This window comes from Nonomuraea sp. NPDC050547 (assembly GCF_044457345.1).
Lineage (GTDB): Bacteria > Actinomycetota > Actinomycetes > Streptosporangiales > Streptosporangiaceae > Nonomuraea.
In genome coordinates, this window is sequence record NZ_JBITGW010000029.1 from 37,252 (window position 1) to 54,767 (window position 17,516).

General features: G+C 70.5%; 13 protein-coding genes and 1 pseudogene. 4 read left to right on the plus strand and 10 right to left on the minus strand.

Features of this window, described 5'->3' with window-relative positions; translation table 11 throughout:
* Positions 1-117: 117 nt before the first annotated feature.
* Positions 118-1,248, minus strand: a complete 1,131-nt coding sequence (locus tag ACIBHY_RS50005; RefSeq protein WP_397310500.1) for a serine hydrolase domain-containing protein — start codon at positions 1,246-1,248, stop codon at positions 118-120.
* 341 nt (positions 1,249-1,589) lie between these two features.
* On the minus strand, positions 1,590-1,868 hold the full coding sequence (locus ACIBHY_RS50010; RefSeq protein WP_397310501.1) for a Tn3 family transposase: 279 nt from the start codon (positions 1,866-1,868) through the stop codon (positions 1,590-1,592).
* Positions 1,869-1,911: 43 nt separating this feature from the next.
* On the opposite strand from ACIBHY_RS50010, the pseudogene ACIBHY_RS50015 reads away from it, so the two are divergent.
* From ACIBHY_RS50015 to ACIBHY_RS50025, 3 genes and pseudogenes are all read left to right on the plus strand, one after another.
* Positions 1,912-2,582 (plus strand): annotated as a pseudogene (locus ACIBHY_RS50015) (IS3 family transposase); the annotation flags it as partial.
* A gap of 767 nt (positions 2,583-3,349) precedes the next feature.
* On the plus strand, positions 3,350-3,967 hold the full coding sequence (locus ACIBHY_RS50020) for a hypothetical protein (protein WP_397252866.1): 618 nt from the start codon (positions 3,350-3,352) through the stop codon (positions 3,965-3,967).
* A gap of 176 nt (positions 3,968-4,143) precedes the next feature.
* Positions 4,144-4,710 (plus strand): L,D-transpeptidase family protein, encoded by a 567-nt coding sequence (locus ACIBHY_RS50025; protein WP_397252865.1) that lies wholly within the window; start codon positions 4,144-4,146, stop codon positions 4,708-4,710.
* Positions 4,711-5,033: 323 nt separating this feature from the next.
* Here the strand turns inward: ACIBHY_RS50025 and ACIBHY_RS50030 are convergent, their stop codons facing one another.
* The 8 genes from ACIBHY_RS50030 to ACIBHY_RS50065 form a co-directional block, all read right to left on the minus strand.
* Positions 5,034-6,776: an ABC transporter ATP-binding protein gene (locus ACIBHY_RS50030; RefSeq protein WP_397310502.1), complete on the minus strand. Its 1,743-nt coding sequence runs from the start codon at positions 6,774-6,776 to the stop codon at positions 5,034-5,036.
* Positions 6,773-8,524: an ABC transporter transmembrane domain-containing protein gene (locus ACIBHY_RS50035; RefSeq protein WP_397310503.1), complete on the minus strand. Its 1,752-nt coding sequence runs from the start codon at positions 8,522-8,524 to the stop codon at positions 6,773-6,775. The genes ACIBHY_RS50030 and ACIBHY_RS50035 overlap by 4 nt, the downstream gene beginning before the upstream one ends.
* Positions 8,521-9,717 (minus strand): alpha/beta hydrolase, encoded by a 1,197-nt coding sequence (locus tag ACIBHY_RS50040; protein WP_397310504.1) that lies wholly within the window; start codon positions 9,715-9,717, stop codon positions 8,521-8,523. The genes ACIBHY_RS50035 and ACIBHY_RS50040 overlap by 4 nt, the downstream gene beginning before the upstream one ends.
* Entirely contained in the window at positions 9,710-10,564 is an 855-nt protein-coding gene (locus ACIBHY_RS50045; RefSeq protein WP_397252861.1) for an ABC transporter ATP-binding protein, read from the minus strand. The genes ACIBHY_RS50040 and ACIBHY_RS50045 overlap by 8 nt, the downstream gene beginning before the upstream one ends.
* Positions 10,561-11,619 (minus strand): FecCD family ABC transporter permease, encoded by a 1,059-nt coding sequence (locus ACIBHY_RS50050; RefSeq protein WP_397310505.1) that lies wholly within the window; start codon positions 11,617-11,619, stop codon positions 10,561-10,563. The genes ACIBHY_RS50045 and ACIBHY_RS50050 overlap by 4 nt, the downstream gene beginning before the upstream one ends.
* Entirely contained in the window at positions 11,616-12,572 is a 957-nt protein-coding gene (locus tag ACIBHY_RS50055) for a FecCD family ABC transporter permease (RefSeq protein ID WP_397310506.1), read from the minus strand. Before ACIBHY_RS50055 ends, ACIBHY_RS50050 begins: the two co-directional genes overlap by 4 nt.
* Before the next feature lie 83 nt (positions 12,573-12,655).
* Complete coding sequence (locus tag ACIBHY_RS50060; RefSeq protein WP_397252858.1) at positions 12,656-13,654, minus strand: ABC transporter substrate-binding protein; 999 nt, start codon at positions 13,652-13,654, stop codon at positions 12,656-12,658.
* Positions 13,655-13,693: 39 nt separating this feature from the next.
* Positions 13,694-15,547, minus strand: a complete 1,854-nt coding sequence (locus ACIBHY_RS50065; RefSeq protein WP_397310508.1) for an SIP domain-containing protein — start codon at positions 15,545-15,547, stop codon at positions 13,694-13,696.
* 125 nt (positions 15,548-15,672) lie between these two features.
* On the opposite strand from ACIBHY_RS50065, the gene ACIBHY_RS50070 reads away from it, so the two are divergent.
* Positions 15,673-17,280: a helix-turn-helix domain-containing protein gene (locus tag ACIBHY_RS50070; RefSeq protein ID WP_397310509.1), complete on the plus strand. Its 1,608-nt coding sequence runs from the start codon at positions 15,673-15,675 to the stop codon at positions 17,278-17,280.
* Positions 17,281-17,516 lie beyond the last annotated feature (236 nt).

Sequence of the window (17,516 nt, forward strand, 5' to 3'; positions counted from 1 at the left end):
AGCCTGTGTCGCCGCAAGATCCTCCTCGTGCCGACGGCTGCCCGCAGGTTCCTCCGCCCTGGATGCCGTCAGACGCGCGCCCTGCCCCGAGGCCGAAACCTCGCGGCAGGGCCGGTCTCAGGCGCAGAAGGCGGCGTCGATCGCCTTCTCGAAGGGAGCCTGGTCGGTCTGCGGCTGCTTCTCGCTGACCGACAGGGCCAGCGTGGTGCGGCCGTCGGGGGTGGCGTAGGCGGCGGTGAGGTAGCCGGGGATGCCTCCGGTGTGGCCGATGATCTGCTTGCCGCAGCTGGTGGACTGCACCCTCAGGCCCAGGCCGTACGCGCCGATCTGGGGGTTGACGAACAGGCCCTTCTTCATCTCGGCGAGCTGGGCGGGCTTGAGGACCTTGCCGGTGGCCAGGCTGTGGAGGAAGGTCGTCAGGTCCTTGGTGGTGGTGATCATCGCGCCGCCGGAGCTGGCGATGCTCGGGTTGAGCCGGCTGATGTCGACGTATTGGCCGGTGGCCTTCTTGATGTAGCCGTGGGCGTGCGGCCCGGGGATCGAGGTGGAGTAGGTGGGAGCGGAGGTGTCGCGCAGGCCCAGCGGCTTGATGATGCGCTTGGTGACCTCGCTCTGCCAGCTGTTGCCGGTCACCGCCTTGATCAGCATCCCGGCCACCAGATAGCCGGTGTTGGAGTAGGAAAAGCGCGAGCCGGGCTCGAAGTTCAGCGGCTTGGCCAGCGAGGCCGCCACCAGCTGCTCGTCGGTGAACCGGGTGAAGCGCAGCTTCAGGTACGGCTCGCCGACAGTGGGAAACTCCGGCAGGTCGGTGTAGCTGGGGATCCCGGCGGTGTGCTGCAGGATCATCCGCACCGTGATGTCGTTCTCGCGTGGCAGCAGCCCGGGCAGGTAGGTGGCGATGGGCTCGCCCAACTTGATGCGTCCCTCGCCGGCCAGGTGCAGCACGGTGGCCGCGGTGAAGACCTTGGTGGCGCTGCCCATGCGGAACAGCCCGTCAGCCGGGACGGGGCGGCCGCCGCCGATCCGGGCGGTCCCGGCGCGCAGCACGCGCTGGTTGCCGGCCTCGGTGAGCCTGGCCTGCACTCCTGCCACGTTGCCGGTATCCACCAGTGCGTCCATCGCCTTCTGCAGCGAGGCGGTTGTGCTCGGCGTCGTGGCCTGGGCGGCGTGCGCCGGGACGGTGGCAAGGACTGTGCCGGCGGTGGCGGCGGAGAGAGCGAGGGCGAGGATCTTGGACGTGATGCGCATGAAGTGACTTCTCCCGAATGGTGATGCAGCGCCGTATCGGCGCTGGTCACCACGTTATGGACGGCGATCACAGCAAACGATCCCGCCAGCTGCCCGATGCTCAGTGGCGTGGACGGGTACATCCTGGTAGGGCCTGCCCCACCAGCACGCGCCGCGCGCCAGGGCGGGCAGCGCCGGGTGCCCCAGACGCCGGCGACGCCCACGCCCTGATCCCGGCGAGCACCGGATCCCGTCCGAAATCGGGTCGGCACAAGCCCGCCACGCAGGCCCGCGACGGTGCCAGGACAGGCCGCTGTTCGCCGGCGAGATCAGCGCAGGCGGACCTCACCGTGGAGGCTGCCCTACGGCACGGTTCGCACCGGTTGCTCGCCGTCGTGGAAGGCGCGCAGGCCGCCGGAGACCTCGGCGCGGGTGAAGGCGTAGCGGCCCAGGAAGTTGATGTGGTCAAAGGCGATCGGCGACAACCGGGCGCACATCTCGTCGGCGACCGGGAAGCCCTGCTCGCGCAGTCGGTCGACGGCGGCGTCGATGTAGAGGCTGTTCCACCAGATGACCGCGTTCAGCGCCAGCCCGAGCGCGCCGAGCTGGTTCTCCGGGCCTTTCCCTTTGAACGTAGACACCTTGGAGACTGGATCTTGAGGTCCGGGAGAAGAGATGTCCCTGATGGTGATGAAGAACGATCCGCCCGAGTTCAAGGCCGACGCGGTGGCGTTGGTGCTGTCGAGGCCGGACCGGACGATCACGTCGATCGCGCGGGATCTGGGGGCCGGCCGCGAGACGCTGCGGGTGTGGGTACGCGCCGCGCAGGCTCGGGGTGAGAGCGGGCGGCGACCGGCTGGCGGGTACGGGACCGGCACGGGCACCTCGGCCGGGCCCGTACCCTCGGACGGCGTGCTGGAAGAGGAGAACAAGCGGCTCAAGGCGCGGATTCGGGAGCTGGAGCAAGAGCGGGACATCCTGCGTAAGGCGGCCAAGCTTTTCGCGAACGGGACAAACTGGTGGACCGCTTGTCGTTTGTTGAGGATCACAAGGCGCTCTACGGGGTGAAGCGGGTTGTGCCGGGTGCTGCAGGTGTCACGCTCGGGCTTCTGCCGGTGGCTGAAGGGGGCCGCGGCCAGGCCGACGAGCAATTGGCCGTTCAGGTGCGGCGCATCCGTGCCGGGTATGACGGCACCTACGGCTCGCCCCGGGTGACGGCCGAGTTGCGTGCGGCGGGAATCGTGGTCGACCACAAGCGGGTGGAGCGGGTGATGCGCGAGCACGGCATCGCCGGGCTGCGGCTGCGCGAGAAGGTCCGCACTACCGTCCCGGAGCCGGACGCGGCGCCGGTGCCGGCCGGGCCGGGCTCAGACCACGATGTCGCCGGGCGCTCCGGTGGTCAGCCATCGCAGGGTCCCGGCCTGGGCGGAACTCCGGCCGCTGCCCGGCAGGGGCGTGCCGGGCAGGTCCGGCAGATCATCGCGGTTCGGGCCGCTGGGACGGTCTCCCAGGTCAGGAGGAAGAAGACGTCGGGGCCATGGACTCCACCCGCGGCCACGTTGGCCCATCGCGGGTTCAGCGGGTCCATCCCGGTGGTTCCGGAAGGGTGAAACCGGCCCGGCGGGACGTCCGTGTGGGACGCCCGCCGTACCGGCGGCTCAGCGGGCGTGCTTGAGAGCCCAGTCCAGGGCGAGGTCGGCGAGCTCCTCCCAGCCCCCATCCTGAGTGACGCGAAACAGCCCGCTGCGCCTTGGCCTTGCGGCGATGCCCGCCGTAGCGGGCATCGCCGCGGCGGTGGTCGGAGAGAATCCGGCCGCGGTGCCCACAACGGCGCTGCGCGGCCGGCATGGTCGGGCAACTGGTTGTGAGGGTGGTCCTACGCTCCCGGCGCCGGCGGGAACCGGCATCTCTCCAAGCCGCAGCTCGCTGTCAGCTCAAATCCGCTAATCGGCAGCCAATGACCCATCAAAAACGCCATAAGCCTAAAGTCGGACATTATTGCGAGATGTTGACAAGCGCATAACGCTGGCCATGGATTGTGCCTGAAAGCCCTCGGGTAGCTCTCGAATGGCTATTTCGACCAAACGAGATCACCCAGGTAAACGAAGGGATGGCCTGTTTAATGGCGCATTTCTCCAGCGCGCTCAAGAAGAGCGCGCAAATTCTGGCCGCTTCCGCGGCAGCGGCGGCGGGTTGCATGGTGCCGGCGACCGGAGCGAACGCCGCCGAGGTCAGGACGCCGGTCGCGCCGCCGCAGGTGTCGAGCGACAAGCCGCACTTCAAGCGGTTCGGGCACGGCCATCGCCGGGGATGCAAGCACCACCACCGCAAATGCGACTGCCCGGCAGGCCCCGCGGGTCCGGCGGGCCCGGCGGGTCCGGCGGGCCCGGCGGGCCCCGCAGGCCCTCCCGGCCCGGCGGGTCCCGGTAAGGCCATCGACACCGCCTTCCAGGGCCGTAACAAGTTCATCGGCTACGCGCCCGGCGACGGCACCACCCACGTCCGCGACCCGCGGACCACGCCGAAGTGGCACGACATCTCCTCGATCCCGAACTACCCGGGCTCGGTCATCGACGTCTCGCTCACCGTCATGGGCAACCGGCTGCACGTGACCGTGCTGAGCAGCACGGGTCAGATCAAGCAGACGAGCTGCCGGGTCAACCCCAGGCCCGGACAGGGCGGCAACCCGGCCTGGCCCGGCAACTGCACGCCGTTCGTCAACCACACGCCGCCTGCCTGACCTCAGGCTCGGTACGGCGGAGCGAGCCGTCCAGGGGAACGTGCCATCCCCGGACGGCTCGCCGACGGATGAGAATCGGCCGCCTTCCCCATAAAGGGAAAACCCCCTTTCCTGAAACGAAGGAAATTCCGCTCAGCCCGCGGATTCGGATGCCGGAGAATCCCACGGAGGCGTGTGTGATTGACCCGCAGATTCTCCAGGCGGAAGAGCGCCTGGCCGAGCTTCACATCTCTCCAGGCCGCGTTGACGGCGTCTTCACCAAAGAGACCGCGGTCGCCCTCTGGGCTCTGCAGAAGCTCAACGGGATCCGGCCGGTCTCCAAACTCACCCCCGCGACCCTGCGGGCTCTCCAGCGACCCCGCAAGATCCACGCTCCGCTGCGGGACGGCGTCGTCGTCGACCTCAGCCGCCAGGTGCTGTTCCTGTACGAGCACGGCCGGATCCGGCTCATCTCGCACGTGTCCACCGGCGCGAACCGCTACTACTGCATGAAGGGACGCTGCGGCTACGCGGTCACCCCGCTCGGCGACTACCGGGTCTTCCGACGCGTCCACGGCTGGGACCGGGGCCCGCTCGGGTCGATGTACAAGACCATGTACTTCAACCACGGCATCGCCCTGCACGGCTCGAAGACCGTGCCCCGGTGGCCGGCATCGCACGGGTGCGTGCGCCTGCCGATGCACATCGCCGACCGGCTCTTCCGGCTGGTCGAGGTCGGGGCCACGGTCCGTGTCCGCCCGTGACGATGAGGCGCCACAGCCCCGGCCGCGGTGGTTCTACGCCGCCGTTCTGTCACGACGACCCATCGTTCCTGCGATCCCAGAAACATCGCCCGGACCGCAGCTCCAGACGCCGCCCAGGTCGCGGAGGGGGTTCCATCTCTGGCAGATCCAGACTCGTCTCCACCCGCCGAGAATCCGCCGAACGCGGCCGGCGGCACACGCTCCGGTCCACGACTTGATCGCCGAAGGCCAGGGCATCGCCCGCAAGCTCGATCCCTTCTCCACCAGTGATGGGACGACGGGCTCCGGGGGCCGGGGCGCATCCTGGTCTGGTCGGGCTGTTGTCACTGGGCGGTCTCCCAGGCCGTCCACAACCCGGCGTACACGCCGCCGGCGGCGACCAGCTCTCCGTGGGTGCCGGTCTCGATGATGCGGCCGTGCTCCATCACCATGATCCGGTCGCAGGCCGCTGCTTGGGAGAGCCGGTGCGCGACGACGACCGCGGTGCGCCCGGCGAGGACGGCGTCAGCGGCGCGGTCGAGCTGTCCGGCGTAGGCGGAGCCGGCCTCGGCCGTCGCTTCGTCGAGGATCACCAGGTCAGCGTCGGTGAGCAGCAGGCGGGCGAGGGCGAGCTGCTGCGCCTGTGCGTCGGTCAGCGGGTGTCCGCCGGCACCCAGCAGGGTGTTCAGCCGGTCGGGGAGAACATCGAGGATCGATGCGGCGCCGGTGGCTTCCAGCGCTGCGTGGAGGTCGCGATCGGTGGCCCCGGGTGCGGCGAGGGTGAGGTTGTCGCGCAGGGTGCCCGCGAAGACGTGGACCTCCTGGGTGATCATCGCGGTACGGCTGGGGCGAGCCACCCTCCCGGCCGCAGGCAGGTGGGTGCCGGCGACCACGCCGGCGAGCGTGGTCTTGCCCGCCCCGGACACGCCGACGACGGCCACGCACTGACCGGACGGGATGTCGAGGCTGATGTCGTCGAGCACCCGTGGCCCCTCGCCGTAACGGAAGGAGACCTCGTCGAGCTGTACGGCGGTGCCCGCGGCCCGCACAGGAACATCCGGCGAGCCGAACGGAATCGTGACGACGCCGATCATGCGGCTCAGCGATGCGAGGGCGGACTGGAGGGTGTCGATGACCAGCAGCAACTGGTTGACCGGTCCGAGCAGGCGCAGCACGAGCAACATGGCGGTGGTGGCGCCGCCGACGGTCGAGGCGTTGTGGTCGATGAGGACGAAGCCGACGACGAGTACGGCGGCCAGGCTCAGGCACTCCCCGAGGTTGAGCCGGGCATTGAGCATGCTCAGCACGGTGCGTGCGCGTAGCGACTGCCGTACGACGCGCCAGGAGTCCGTCATCACGGCCCGGTGTCGTCGCTCGGCGAGCCCGAAGCCGAGCACGGTGGCGTAGCCGCGCTGGGACTCGAGGATCTGCTGGGCACGCGCGCTCATCGCTGTGCGCTCTGCGCGGTAGACCCCTGGTCCGGTGCGCACGTACCACCGCACGGCCAGCACGTAGACCGGCAGCACGACGGCGAAGGCGGCCGCGTAGGGCCATTCCAGTGCCGCGAGCCCGCCCAGCGACACGATGATGGTGAAGGCGGTGACGGTGAGCGCCGGGATCACGGCGGGGGCCGCGTCGGCGACCGCGGTGACGTCGTCGCTGGATCGCGAGATCAGGTCTCCGGTGCCGGCGCGCTCGACGAGGTGCTGTGGGAGCGTCATCGCGTGGCCCACGAGCTGCTCGCGCAGCGCGGCGAGGATGGAGTGGTAGACGCGGGTGGCGACCACGATCGTCAGCGCGGTGCCCGCGGCGCCGACGACTGCCGAGAGCGCCATGACGGCCGTGACCGTCAGCACGGTGGCGAGGTCCGCGATGCCGGCCTGCACGCGGTCGACGAGGAATCCGATCGCCACGGGAACGATCAGGTCGACGCCGGTACTGACGATCCCCAGGACCCCGGTCGCGGCGAGCCGGAGCCGGTATCCGTGGCTGAGCCGCCACACCTCTCTGATCGTCTCACGGCCGCTCGCGACCGGCAGCCCGGGATCGGAAGCCGCGGTCTCGGGGACGGCGGTGGCGCCGCTCACCGCGCCGTCCTTGCGGGCGCGGGTACGTCGTCAGGCACCTCGACGACGCGGTCACAGGCGGCGAGCAGCGCCGGGGCCGAGGCGATCAGCAGCGTCGAACGGCCAGCCCGGACACCGCGCAGCCGGCCCGCGATCGTGTGCTCGGTGACCGAGTCGACCGCGGTGGTCGGGTCGTGCAGCACGAGCACCGGCGCGTCGCTCGCCAGGGCGCGGGCGAGGGCGACCCGCTGGCGCTGCCCGCCCGAGAGCCGGTTGCCGCCCTCGCCGACCGGGAGGTCGAGATCGGCCGCGAAGTCGTCGCAAGCGGCGGCTCGCACCGCGGCGTCCACCCGCTCGGGCGCGCCCGCGATCACGGCGACGTTGTCGCGGAGGGTGCCGCTGAACAGGGTGGCACGGTGCGGCGCGACGGTGACCCGGGAGCGGTACTCGACCGGGGACAGCTCCCGCGCCGCGATCCCGTCGAGCCGCGCCTCGACCCCGCCTTCGGCCCGCGGGTCCAGCAGCGCCTCGACGACACGGGCGGCGGTCCGGTCGCCGGCGCGCACGCCCACGAGCTCGCCGGGCTCGACCCGGATCGTCACACCGGGCCCGGAGACGCTCGGCACGACCACGTCCAGCTCCGGCACCGCGGCGACCTCCCTCCGGGTCACGTCATCGGACCCAGCCGTCGCGGCGTTGTCCCGCAGCACGTCGAGGACACGCGCGGACGAGGCGCGGGCGCCGGCCAGGTTGGGGATGGAGATGTTCGCGATCGCCTGGATTTGCGGCAGCAGCGCCTGGGTGAGGCCGACGGCGGTGATCAGCCCGCCGGTGCTGAGCTGTCCGTCCACGGCGAACCAGCCCGCCAGCCCCATCACCGCGGCGACGAACGTGCCGCTGACCACGCCCGAGCCCACGAGGAACCGTCCCAGCAGGCCCGCGTTGCGCCTGGCTCCGGCAAGGGTCTCCTGGCTCGCCTGCCGGTAACGGCTGGTCGCCTCGGCCTCGGCACGCACCCCCTTGATCACCCGGTAGCCGGCGACGAGGTCCGTGGCCTGTCCGACCGTGGAGGCCAGCAGCTCCTGGTACTCGCGGGTGTCCCGGGAGAGTCGTTCGCTGAGCACGCCCATCGACCAGACCGCGACCGGCGCCCCGAACAGCACCACGAGTCCGAGCAGCCAGTGCGTCGCCAGCAGCGACGCCGCGATGAATCCGATGGCCGTGATCCTCGAGACCGGGATGATCGTCAGGATCACCGCGTTGGACAGGCGCGCGACGTCGTTCGTCATCACCGAGACCACTCTGCCGTCCGGCGCCCGGGCGGTGCCGCCGACCGGGTGCAGGACGCCCGTGGAGAGGGTGCCGCGGAGCCGGTGTTGCAGTACCTGCACCGCGTAGGCGGTCAGCCGCAGCGAGAACCTCGCCGCCGACGTCAGCGCGACGTAGAGGGCCACCAGCACGCCGAGCCACAGGACCAGCTGTCCCGCGTCGCCGGTCGCCAGGGCCCGGTCGATCGCGAGTCCCATCACCACCGGGACCGCGGACTCGCCCACCTGCCACACGATCGCCAGCAGCATCGCGGGAACGCTGACCCGCTTCACCGAGAAGATCACTCGCAGCAGGAACCGGCCCGGAGTGATCCCCGGCCCGGACTCGAACGGCCGGGAGCCGAGCGGCTCGGCGGGAGCGAGCAGGAGCACGGGCAGCCAGCGGGTCAGGGGCCCTCGCCCCAGTCCCGCGGTGTCGGAGAAACGCGAGGAACTCCTCACACCTGACCCCGGTCCCGGCTCCCAAGCGGGAAGAACCAGAGCAAAGCGTCGGCGAAGATCCCTCGCCACCATGCGTAGTCGTGTCCGCCGGCGAACTCTCGGTAGAGGGTGTCGTAGCCCTTCCCGGTGAGCACGTGGTCAAGCCAGCGACTGTGGGTGTTTGAGCTCTCCAGCTCACCGACGTCGTGGAAGATGCGGATGGGTGCCGTTTCCGCGGCCAGGTAGTCGGCGATCAGCGTCGGTACGGGGGTGCGGCGCAGCAGCTCACCCGCCCCGGTGCCCCACGTGAGGTCGGGGTGGTACCCGCACGACGGCGACTGGAGGATGGCGTTGCCGAACGTCGCCGGGTGGTGGAGCGCTGTCCAGCCGGCGCACAGACCGCCGAAGCTCTCGCCGGCCAGCGCGACGTCACCGGGGTCCCGCGAGAGCGGATACCGGTGGTGGAGCCACGGCAGCAGTTCACGGACCAGCATCTGGGAGAACGCCGGGTCGCAGAGCAGTTCCCTGTCGCGCCGCGGTGCGGGCTGATCGACGAGGACCACCGCGCAGGGCCGGATCAGTTCCGCCCTGACCAGGGCGTCACGAACGCTCGGCGCGCTGTGGTCCGGCGTCCCGTCCAGGTGGATCACGAAGGGTAGTGCGCTCTCGTCCGAGAACTCTCCGGGGGGCATCGAGACCCAGATGCGGCGCTCGTCTCCCAGGAGCTCGCTCGCCAGCACGGCGGTTTCCGCTGCCGGGGCCGGACGCGCTTCGGCCTGATCGAGCCAGGGCAACGGCACGGCGTCGGGCAGCACTGCAACCGAGGCGCCGGAGAACCGCTCCACCGAGCACTCCGAGAACCTCGGTGGCGGGTTGAACGGGTCCGGTACCCGTTCGCCCTCCCCCGTCGGCCCACGCCGGGTGAACACGTACGAGAAGCGCAGGTCGGAACGCATCCGCAGAGTGAGAACGCGGAACGGCGTCCCCGCCACCGAGGCGAACTCCGTGCCGATCGGGTTGAAGCCGATTCTGGGGCCGATCACCACCGAGAGGGTGACCGTCGTGTCGTCTCCGGGCTCGTCGACGAACGTCACCTCCACCTCGTCCGCGGAGACCCGCTCGACAAGCGGTGCACCCTTCTCCGCGAGATGTCGTCTGAACCTTTCCGGGCTCCACTCACCGGTCGACAGCTTCTCGACCATCGGATCAGCCATGTCTCGCGCTCTCCACGGCGGTGCCGTCAGCGGACCTCCGCCGGGTTCGTTCGCGGCCGAGCGGCACCACCTGGGGGCTGCCGGCCACCGGATCTGGCACCACCAGGCAGCGCAGACCGAACACCTCCTCGACCAGTTCGGCCGTGACCACCTCGTCCGGAGTGCCCTCGGCGACCACGGCGCCGTCCTTCATGGCGATCAGGTGGGTGCCGTAGCGGGCGGCGTGGTTCAGGTCGTGCAGAACGGCGACCAGGGTGTGGCCGACCTGGTGCAGGTCGGTGAACAGTTCCATCATCTCGATCTGGTGGGTGATGTCGAGGAAGGTGGTCGGTTCGTCGAGCAGCATGATGGCGGTGTGCTGCGCGAGCGCCATGGCCACCCACACGCGCTGGCGCTGCCCGCCCGACAGCTCGTCCACCAGGCGCCCGGACAGGTCGGTGACCGAGGTCTGGCGCATCGCCCTGAGCACGGCCCGCTCGTCGTCCTCGGTCCACTGCCGGATGAACCCCTGGTGGGGGTACCGTCCCCGGGCCACCAGGTCGGCGACGGTGATCCCGTCCGGGGCGATCGAGGTCTGCGGCAGCAGTCCGACCCGCCGCGCCACCTCTTTGGTCTTGTAGATGTTGATGTCGGCACCGTCGAGGACGACCTGCCCGGCCGACGGCTTGAGCAGTCGGGACAGGCCGCGCAGCAGGGTGGACTTGCCGCACGCGTTCGGGCCGACGATGACCGTGAACGACTCGTCGGGGATCGCCACCGAGAGGTGCTCGGAGATGGTCCGCTTGTCGTAGCCGATCGTCGCCGACTCGACGCGGAGGCGCGCGGTGCCGGGCGGGGTGGCGCTCATAGGCGTCTCCTGGCTTCGGTGAACAGCAGGTATCCGAGGTAGCCGCCGCCGAGCACGACGGTGATGATGCCGACCGGCAGCGGGGTGGGGGCGACGTGCTGGGCGAGGTAGTCCGCCGCCAGGCACAGCAGCGCGCCGACGAAGGCGGCGGGGGCGAGGGTGATCCCGGCGGTGCGGGCGAGCCGGCGTCCGATCTGCGGGGCGACCAGGGAGATGAAGGCGATCGGCCCCGACGCGGCCGTGACCGTCGCCGTCAGCGCCACTCCCACCAGGATCAGGCCGAGGCGGGCGGGCGAGACCCGTACCCCTTGCGAGGCGGCCGCGTCGTCACCCAGCTCCATCTGCCGCATCGGCCGGCTCAGCATTCCGGCCGCCAGCAGGAGTACGGCGATGCAGGCGCCACCGATGACGGCCTGGTCCCAGGACACGCCGTTGAGTGAACCGGCACCCCATGCGGCCGCGGACATCGCCTGGTCCAGGTCGGCCTTGAGGATCAGCCAGGTGTTGAGCGACCCGAGCATGGCCGTGACGCCGATGCCGACGACGATCAGCCGGAACCCCTGCACCCCTCGTCGGTAGGCGAGCACGTACACGGCCACGGCGGTGGTCATCCCGCCCAGCAACGCCCCGCCGACCAACTGCACGTAGGTGCCGTTGACGGCCAGGATCACGATCAGCGCGCCGGTGTAGGAGCCCTGGGCGAACCCGATGATGCCGGGTTCGGCGAGAGGGTTGCGCAACAGCGACTGGAAGACCGCCCCGCTCACCCCCAGAGCCGCGCCGAACACCAGCGCCGCCACCACCCGGGGCAGCCGCCACTCGACCACGATGTCGAGGACGATGCCCGTCCCCCGGCCGGTCAGCGCGGAGAGCACCTGCCCGGGACTCAACTGGTACGAGCCGGTCATCAGCGCGAGCACCGCCGTACCGGCGACCGCGACCGCGAGCACCGCGCAGACGGCGACCGAGCGCCACTGGAGCCGTACCGCGATCCGCCCGCGCCGCAGCACCAGCACCCGCCGCCCGAAGTCCACCCGCGGAAGATGCGCGCTCATGGCCCGCTCGCCTTCTTCCGCCGCGCCAGTGCGACGAGAACGGGAGCGCCGACGAAGGCGGTGACGACTCCCACGGGGATCTCGCTGGGTCTCATCACGACGCGGCCGAGGATGTCGGAGACCAGCAGCAGGCTCGGGGCGAGGAGAATGCTGTAGGCGAAGATCCAGCGTTGGTGCGGGCCGACGATCCAGCGGGCCACGTGCGGCACCATGAGCCCGACGAATGCGATGGGTCCGGCGATCGCGGTGGCGCCACCGGCGAGGAGGGTGAGTGCGATCACCGCGAGCACACGGGTGCGTACCAACCGGACCCCTTGGGCGACCGCCATCTCGTCACCCAGAGCCAGAGCGTTGAGCGGGCCCGACACCGCGAAGGCCAGGATGAGCGCCAGCGCGAAGAACGGCAGGATCGGCCACACGACCTCGAGCGGGCGACCCACGATCGACCCGGCGTTCCAGTACCGCATCGCGTCGAAGGCATCCGGGTTGGTCAGCTGGAGCGCCTCCCTGGCGCCGCCGAGCACAGCGCCGACGCAGACCCCGGCGAGCACCATGACCACCGGCGAGGAGCCCTGCCGAGTCGACCCGAGGGCGAGCACCAGAAGCGTGACGATCAGTGCCCCCGCGAACGCGAACCACATGTAGCCCTGGGCGTCGCGGACGCCGAGCAGGCCCACGGCGACCGTCACCGCGAAGGACGCACCCGCATGGACGCCGAGGATGCCCGGATCCGCCAGGGGATTGCGGGTGAGCGCCTGGAGCAGCGCGCCCGACAGACCGAGTGCGACGCCGACGCCCAGACCCACGATCGTGCGCGGCAGCCGGAAGTCGCGGATCGCGAACTGGTCGATGCCGGCCGAGGAGTGGAACAGCGCGTCCCATACCACCGACGGCGCGATCGCCGTCGAGCCGATCATGACGCTCAGCACCAGCAGGGCTACCAGCACCACCATTGCGACGACCAGGCCGAGCAGACGACGACGCGGTCCGGGCACCGTCCCGGTGCCCGGACCGTTGTGCCGCGGGGCGAGGGCTGTCACTTCTCGGCTGGGAGGGTCGCCAGCGCGTTGTCGAGCGAGTCCAGGTACCGGATGACGGGCCCGTAGGAGTTGTTGCCGGGGCAGAAGACTCCCAGCGCACGACCGGAGCTCACGGCGGGCAGCGCCTTCCAGGTGTTGGTCTCGACGACCGGCACGAAGGACTTGGCCGGCTTGCCCTCGGCGTCGACCGGGTAGGTGATCACGTCGTACTTGGACAGCTCACCGATCTGCTCGAAGGGCAAGGACTCGTAGGCCAAGGGGTCCTTGCCCTTGGCCGCCTCGGGGAGGTCGAGGCCGATGTCGTCCCGGGCGATCTCGGAGCAGCCGATGTCCGCGATGTAGAACGTCCCGGGGTCGTTCCAGTCTCCGCGGGAGACGTCGACGAACGCGGTGCCGTCGATGACCTTGCCGTACGTTTGCTGGATCTTGGTGACCTTCTCCTTGAACGCCGCCTTCTGCCGGCCGAGCGCGTCCGCGACGTTGCCGGCTTCCGCGATGGCGTCGGCGAAGGCCTTCCACTCGGTGTCGAGCCCCCAGAGCACGGTCGGGGCGATCGCCTCGAGCCGCTTGCCGACCTTGTCCCAGTCCTTCGAGTGGAACTGGACCAGGATGAGGTCCGGCTTGAGGCCGGCGAGCTTCTCGAGGTCCACCTCGCCGCCGTTGCTGCCGACGATCTCGGCCGCCTCGTACGCGGTCCTCTGTTCCGCCGGCAACACCTCGAGGTCGGAGTCGGACACCGCGGTGACGCCCACCGGCTTGCCACCCAGATCGATGAAGGGGAGGTTCGTGTTGCCGATCGTGACGATCCGCTGGGGGGCGACGGGAACCTCGACGGTGCCGTTCTCGGCCTTGACGCTGCGGGTCTCGGCAGCTTTGACGGTGCGGGTCTCGGCGGCCTTGTCGCCGGCGGCGCCGCAGGCGGTGAGGACGAGCGACGCGCTCATCAGCCCGGCGGCAAGGGCCGCGCCACGCCTCATCAGGGGGATGTTGCTCATGGGTGTTCTCTTCTTTTCTTCCCGGGTGGAGGGGTTCAGTCAGCGGTGGAGCTCGTGGACGGTGGCGCCCAGGCCGATGGTGTACGCCGACCTGCGCTTGAGGCCGGCCCGGGCGATGACGACGTCCAGCTCCGCCGCGGTGCGAAGGCCGGAGCCGTGGCAGACCAGGCCGATCAGGTCGGCCTCGCCGTCGTGCTCGTCGAGGTCGTCGGTGTCGAAGACCTCCTCGATCAGCAGCACCCGTCCGCCGGGGACGAGGTTCTCGGCCGCCCGGCGGAGTGCGTGAGCGGCATCGGCATCGGGCAGGGTCTTGAAGGCGCGGCTGATGAGCACGGCATCGGCCGCCGGGCTGGGCTCGAAGACGGACTGCTCCAGTACGCTGACCCGCGCGCGTTGCCGCTCGTCGGGAATCGTGGCGGGCAGGTCGCGGCGCAGCCAGTCGGCCTGGGCGGGCAGGGCGCAGATCGTCACGCGCAGGCTCTCGTGGGCTGCGACGTACTCACGGGCGTGGGCGCCGGCTCCACCGGAGTGGATCACCAGGTGCCGGACTCCGGCGAGCAGATCGGACGTGGCGATCGGTTCGGCCAGTGCGGGCTGGAACTTGGCCAGGCGCTCCAGATGACGGTCCTCGTAGTTCTGCTCGGCTCGCACGTCGGCGAAGGTCTGGCCGGTGACCGAGGCGTAGGCGGGCCGGCCGGTGCGGACCGACTCCGTGAGGCCGTGGATCCCGAGCATCTCGCGACCGACCACCCCGGCGGAGTGGAGCCGGTCGGCGATGAACTCGAGAGTGAGGACGTCACCGACCGGCGTCAGCGCGTAGTGACCTGGTTCTGTCTCGGTCACCACGTCCAGAGTGTGCAGGTAACGCAGCAGCTTGCCCAGAGCGCGCTCGTCGGCGCCGGCCTTGGCGGCCAGCTCGCTCACGCTGGTCACGCCGCGGGAGACCAGGTCGGGAACGCCCAGCTCGACGGCGGTGCGGATCGCGATCGGCGCGACGAGTTCGGTCAGGTCGTTGAGCTTCTGGAACGGGGTGACCGTCCTCTCCGGGTCGGGTACCGCTCCGTCGCTCTCCAGGGCGACGACCGCGGAGCGACGCCAATAGCCGGCGAAGTCGATGTCCTCCTTGGGCACGCCACGGTCCTCGATCAGATGCCGGCGGATGTCCCGGACGGCCGTGTGCTCGCCGGCCAGCCACGCGAACATCTGGCCCGACCACCACTCCGCGCCGCGGACGGCCTCGATGAGCGGCGACACGGTCCCGGCCGTCACACCGGGGCGGACCAGCCACGTCACGTCCACCCCGGGCAGCTCGCGCAGCTCCTGGCGGTGGGCGTCCTCGGCGATCTCGATGAACACCTGCGCCCGGGAGCCGGGCGGGAGCTCGTCGAGCAGGCGGCCGATCGCGGGGAGTGCGGTGTCGTCGCCCGCCACGAGCCACCAGTCGGCGCCGGCCGGGAACGCCTTGGACGTGCTCGGGCCGCTGAGGTGGATCCGGTCACCCGGCCGGGCGCGATAGGCCCACGTCGTTCCCGCCCCCACCCCGTGCTTGACGAAGTCCACGTCCAGCTCGCCGGCCTCGGGGTCCCACCGGCGAACCGTGTAGGCCCTCGACAGCGGTCGAGGATTCCTGGGCACGATCAACCTGGCCTCGCCCTGGACCGGGAGCACCGGATCGCGCTGACCTGGGTACGGGAAGTAGAGCCCGAGGTCGTCGTCGAAACCCGGGGACTCGAACGCCGGCCGCACGAAGCCGTCCGCGGTGGTGAACGCACGCAGCTGCTCGCCGCTCAGCGTGACCCGCCGCATCCCCGAGGTGATGTCGGCCGTCCGGACCACCTCGACCTCACGCAGGGTCGGCGGGTGCACGGTGAGCCGGCGCGAGGTCTTGGGCATGCGGGAAACCGAACTTTCCGGTCGTTTCGAGGGCAAAGCCGTGCACCATCATCGGGAAGGCGCGCTGGTAAGGTTAGGCAAACCTCACCTGTATTGGTGTGCGCAGGCTGCCGTATGGTTAGGACGTGGTGGTGTCGTCGTCGTTCGCCGCGGGCGCAGGCGACCCGCCGCCGATTCCGGCCGCGCGGATGGGTTCGGCGGATGCGTCCGTTCGACCGCTGCTGCTCTGGGTTCGCACCGGCGTGGCGCACGTACGCCTCGACGGCGGGCCGGTGCTCCACCTCAGAGCCGGCGAAGGCGCCTGGATTCCGGCAGATGGCTGGGCGGAGAGGGCGATCACCACCGAGCCGGGCACTGTCGCCTTCCCGCTGTGGCCTCATGCCGGCGTCGGGGCTTGGGGGCTGTCGGAACTGACGTGGTTCGCCGTTCCCAAGGGCTGGCAGGACTGGTTGATCCAGCTCTTCAACCTGCAGGTCACTCCGTTCAGCGGCCGCGGGTACTCCCCCGAGGCGATCGAGGAACTCCTCCGGCGTCCTGGCTCGCGTTCGCCGGCGCCCATCAGGGTCGGGCGAAGTACGAGCTCAGCGGGATTCGCCTCGCCGGCGATGCCGCGAGCCCACGGCGCCAGGACAGTCGCCGAGGAACTGATTCGCGACCCCGCGCTTGACCTCACGGTCGAGCAATGGGCGTCGCGAGTGCCCTCCAGCGCGCGCACCCTTCGCCGGGACTTCCTCGCCGACACCGGCCTCACGTTCGAGCAGTGGCGGCTGCTCTGCCGGCTCGGCGCCGCCGTGGAGTTCCTCGCCGCCGGTTACGACGTGGACCAGGTGGCCGCTCGTGTGGGCTTCGCCAGCCGTAACGGCCTCACGCGGGCCTTCAAGGGACGGTTCGGGCTGACCCCCCACGAGTTCGGACGGGAGCTCTCCGCCCGACCTGACGCCGGTGGGCTGACGCAACGGGCAGCGGCGGCACGGCAGACCGACGACCTGATCCGGATGACGCGCAAGACGGACACTCCCGCCGCGCCTGAGATGCTGCCCGCGGCCAGCACGCCGTCGCACACCAATGACATCCACGTCCTCAGCTGGATGTATCGAGGCAGCGGGTACCTGGACATCGGCGGCCAACGCTACGAGAGGGAGCGAGGGGTGGCGACCTGGATCCCTGCGGACATCGAGCATGTCACCGGCCTCCGCGAGAACTCCGTCTCCCTGCCGCTGGGCAACGCGAGCACCGGCGACCTTCAACTGGCAGCGCCGCTGCAGGTGCGGTTCTCGCCCGCGTGGGACGACTACTTGATGTTCTGCTCGATCAGCGCCAGGTCCGGACTGCGTCCCGACGACCACAACCCCCGCCACATCCTCGACCTGTTCGCGGAGCAGGTCGCCGCGCAGCGGGCGCTGTCGGTGCCGATGCCCGCCGATCCGCGCGCGCGAGCTGTCGCGATGGAGTGCTTGCGCCGTATCGGCGAGCCTGGCGGGACGCATGATCTTGACGTCCGCGCTGAGATCCACCGTGCCTTCCGCGACGAGACAGGTATGACACTGGGCCGCTGGCGCTATGCCGCCCGCATGCGCATCGCTCGCGACCTGCTCGCCGGGGGTGCCCCGCCCAGCGCCGTCGCGCGCCGGATCGGGTACGCCCACCTGCCCACGTTCAGCGCCGCCTTCTCCCGATTCCACGGACTGTCTCCGCGTGACTACCAGCAGCGCGAGTCCGAGCGAAACCGGTAGCACCGGTGCCGACCCTGCCCAGGGCGACCATCCATGGGCGGAACGCGTTGTTTCTGGATGCTGCCTTCTCATAGGTGCGCGCCTCGCCCGTTGGCGCCTGACCCATCCGGGGCAGCGCGCGGCTGATAGCAGAAGCCCTCGATGACGGCACGTACCAGCCTGCCCGCATTGCCCCGGAACGACAGCTCCGCCGCAAGGGCATACCTCGGATATACCGGATCCCTTTAGCGTTGCCC